The following is an 806-nucleotide window of genomic DNA, read 5'->3' as shown; positions in this document are numbered from 1 at the left end:
ATGTTCATCAGTGGCACCGGCAGTACGTGTGCGTTCGGGCCACCCAGGTACTTGAACAGTGGCAGGTTGGCGCTGGCGGCTGCGGCGTTAGCCACGGCCACGGAAACACCCAAGATGGCGTTGGCGCCGAGCTTTGACTTATTCTCGGTACCGTCCAACTCGATCATTGCCTGGTCGATGGAGCGCTGGTCGGTGGCGTCAAGGCCCTCCAACTCGTCGGCGATCTCTTCGATGACCGATGCAACAGCGCCTAACACGCCCTTGCCTAGGTAACGCTTCTTGTCCCCGTCGCGACGTTCCGCGGCTTCGAACTGGCCGGTGGATGCACCGGATGGAACCGCGGCACGGCCGTGGGCACCATCGGTGAGTAGGACCTCGACCTCAACGGTCGGATTTCCGCGGGAATCGAGAATTTCGCGCGCGTGAATGGCGTCAATCAATGCCATGAGTAAGGACTCCTTGTATAAAGGGGTTGTCTAAGGGCTGGTCGATCCAGCGGTCCGATCGACCGTTGGCACCATTGCCTGTTCCTAGCCTAGCGCGTCACACCTTGTTAGGGCGACGTTGTTTCGTTCTTCATCCCTGCATACTTTTTCGTCAACGCATCACGCAGCACCGATTCGGCGTCTAATCCCAGCTCTTCGGCCCGGGCAGACAGGGCCAGTAATTCTGCACCAAGACCCTGCTCATCATGCACGCGGGCGCGCATTTGCTCCGTCGCTTCGGGAAGATTTGAGGCACCTGAGCGATGGTGTCGATCCAATAGCTTTTGTGACAAGGTCAGTGCTGGAAGACCAGCGGGAAGG

General features: G+C 59.1%; 1 protein-coding gene and 1 pseudogene. Both read right to left on the bottom strand.

The window, feature by feature from the left end:
- A pseudogene (gene eno / locus Q7C21_RS22200) lies at positions 1-446 on the bottom strand (phosphopyruvate hydratase); the annotation flags it as partial.
- Positions 447-553: 107 nt separating this feature from the next.
- The coding region (locus Q7C21_RS22195) for a hypothetical protein (RefSeq protein WP_375151116.1) at positions 554-806 on the bottom strand (253 nt) is incomplete at its 5' end.

Source organism: Pantoea sp. ANP04, from assembly GCF_041982285.1.
Lineage (GTDB): Bacteria > Pseudomonadota > Gammaproteobacteria > Enterobacterales > Enterobacteriaceae > Pantoea > Pantoea eucalypti.
Note: the sequence above shows the minus strand (reverse complement) of the source record. Positions and strands in the feature narration are given on the sequence as shown.